Below are 2792 nucleotides of genomic sequence, written 5' to 3' on the forward strand. Positions count from 1 at the left end.
TTCTTCTTTGCCTTCTTCTTTGCCCCGTCTGCCAACTGCAGTAAAGGCCACCGCAATTGCTGCCGACGACGTCGACGAGAAGGCCAGATTCCCTTCCGAAGCGATCGAACTAGTCAAGGAAGCAAAGTTCGAGGCAACAGACGCTGCGGCCAACGATCCGTTCTCTCTGCCGAGCGGGCAGGGTACTCGCACCGAATCAGCGGACCGGGAATTGAAGACCGGATGATCGTGCCCCTCTACGACGACCTCGATGACGGCATGGCCGTTGTTCTCGGCAAATTGCCACTAGGAGCACTTCGGCGAGGCGTTCGGGTTGTCAACTCATCACTGTGAAGTCGCGCACAGCGCATGCGTCGAACTCGGAATAGAGCGAATTGTGTTGGGCCTCATCCGGTCGCACGGTTTCGAGCCCGCGATGTGGCTGACGCGAGTACGTACGAATCCAGGTCGGACCGTTGATTGAAATGAGCAAAATAAGATCGAGAGCACGACTATCCGCTAGCGGCGGAAGCCGACCGCGGAGCCAGCGCAACATGCCGTTGACGACGACAGAGGTGCCGACATTTTTCGGACCGTCTGAGTCGCCATTGTTCGGCGTGGTTCATCTGCCGGTCGATAACCAGATCAGGGGCGGAGTACTGATCTGTGGTTCGCTCGGAAAGGAGGGGATGGAGAGTGTCCGACTACACCGGTTCCTCGCCGACAGCCTGGCGCGCCGCGGTTTCGGCGTGCTGCATTTTGATTATCTAGGCTTGGGTGATTCTGCATACGCTCAGGTCCGTGATGACGCGGTGGCCAACTGGGTGGCAAGCGTGGGCCACGCGCTCGACTACCTCACGCTGATCGGCGCGGAGTCGGCGACCGCTATCGGCATACGTGCCGGGTGCCTGATCCTCGACGAGTACCTGGCCCAATCCCACACGGTCAACCGCGTGGTCTACCTCGATCCCGCTGGAACAGGCAGGCGTTACCTTCGGGAACACACCACGCTGTTCCGGTTGTCGGCGGGCGAGGACGCTCATTCGCCCGGCGAAGTGTCAATCATCGGCGGGCGGTTGAGCGACCACGCCGCCGCAGAATTCGCCGCGCTGCGGATGGGTGCCAATCCAGTCAGCGCCCATGGCGTCGACAACGTACTTCTGGTGGGACGACCAGCCCAGACCGACAAGCGCGTTACCGCCCTGGCGTCGGCCGAGGGAGTTGATTCGATCATTACCGGTGGTCTGGCGGAATGCGCCCGGTCGCAGGATTGGTTGTTACCGATCCCTTACACCGCGGTCGATTCGATCATCGAGTGGATCGACGGAAAGGTTCCCACTCGCACCCATCGCGCCGTACCCCAATACCTGACAACGGTGACGATGCCGGCCGAAGGGCCCGACGGGGTCGACGTTTTCGAGAGCATCGAACGAATCGAGCCGGACGGCCTATTCGCCATCCGCACGCTGCCCCGACGCCGGAGTCCCGCGCCCGCAAAGACCGTGTTGTTCTTCGTGGCGGCCAAAAACTTACACGTAGGACCCAGCCGGGAGTGGGTCGAATTGTCACGTCGCATTGCAGCGGCCGGGTCACAGGCGTTGCGCTGGGACCCGGCAGGACTGGGCTTGTCGGGTCAGATCAGCCGGGACCCTTGGCGCTTTGTGTATTCCAAGGCTGACATCACCGACTCGATAGCGGTGGCCAGACATGCGTGCCAAGACGCCGGCGAACTCGAGCTTGTCGGTATCTGCTCCGGCTCGTGGTACGCCGCTCACGCCGCCCGCAATATCGGTGCGCAGTCGGCGATCCTGGTCAACCTGATGCCGTGGAATTGGCGCGTCACCCCCACCTTGCTGTCGCAGTGGTACGGCCGGAAGAAAGCGCTACACGCCAACGCGGCTGGTGACACGGGCGGCGGCCCCTCCGAATCTAGGACAAAGCGCCGACTCACAGCACTTCTCAAACCGGCTAGGAAGCGGACGAAGAGCTTTATGCACAACCACCTCCCGCGATACGTCCTGCGGGTGTTGAGCCGGGTCGGACTCGTGTGGCTGCCGGAGGATGTTCTGACAACGCTTGCCCACCGTGGAACCGACGTGACGCTGATTGCCTCGCCCGAGGATGCGGAGCAGTTCACTGCCAGAGGCGGTCGGGCAGCCCTTGACCGGCTGCAATGGACGTCGCAGCCGCCCCGCCTGATCGCCCCACCCACCGGCGATCATGCCGCGAATCACCCGGCGACATTGGCGGCGATCCGCAACGCGGTGTTGCCGGTACCTGCCGTTTTCCCATCGGAGCACATCCCCGTAACGGACATTACGTCGATTGAGAGTCGCCGAATCCGCTAGTGCCCCGCGCCGGACTCACGATGGGTTTCGGGCACGGCGAGTCGAGTCTGCGCTAGCGCATGAAGTTTCCTACTCGGACTCGGCCGGACTACAGACCACGAGAACGACGGCCATTGCGTGGCAATCGGCGTGCGAAAGCGACAAAGACGAGCTGAGCCAGCCTTGGTGTTGTGCTCGCTCGGCGACCGCTCCGCTCAGGCGAAGCAGAGGCAGCGGACCGTCCCGTGTTACCTCGATCTCGCGCAGGGGAAACGGCATGTCGGGTTCTGCGAATGCCTTGATCACTGCTTCCTTGGCCGCGAACCGGGCCGCCAGTCTGTGCACCCGGTTGCGGCCCTGGCAGTCGTTGATTTCGCTCGCTGTAAAAACCTTGCGCAGGTACCGGTCTCCGAACGCCGCCAGCGAGTCCTGGACATCCTCGATGGCCACGACATCGCATCCGACGCGGACGCGGTGCCCGTCAAC

The 2792-nt window shown here is 62.6% G+C and carries 2 protein-coding genes and 1 pseudogene; 2 read left to right on the forward strand and 1 reads right to left on the reverse strand.

The window, feature by feature from the left end; translation table 11 throughout:
- Window positions 1-226 (forward strand): annotated as a pseudogene (locus VEI45_RS14305) (hypothetical protein); the annotation flags it as partial.
- A gap of 442 nt (window positions 227-668) precedes the next feature.
- Complete coding sequence (locus VEI45_RS14310; protein ID WP_324854255.1) at window positions 669-2327, forward strand: hypothetical protein; 1659 nt, start codon at window positions 669-671, stop codon at window positions 2325-2327.
- 69 nt (window positions 2328-2396) lie between these two features.
- Here VEI45_RS14310 and VEI45_RS14315 read toward each other — a convergent pair.
- On the reverse strand, window positions 2397-2792 hold a 396-nt coding region (locus VEI45_RS14315), incomplete at its 5' end, for a holo-ACP synthase (protein ID WP_324854257.1).

The organism is Mycobacterium sp. (genome assembly GCF_035623875.1).
GTDB lineage: Bacteria > Actinomycetota > Actinomycetes > Mycobacteriales > Mycobacteriaceae > Mycobacterium.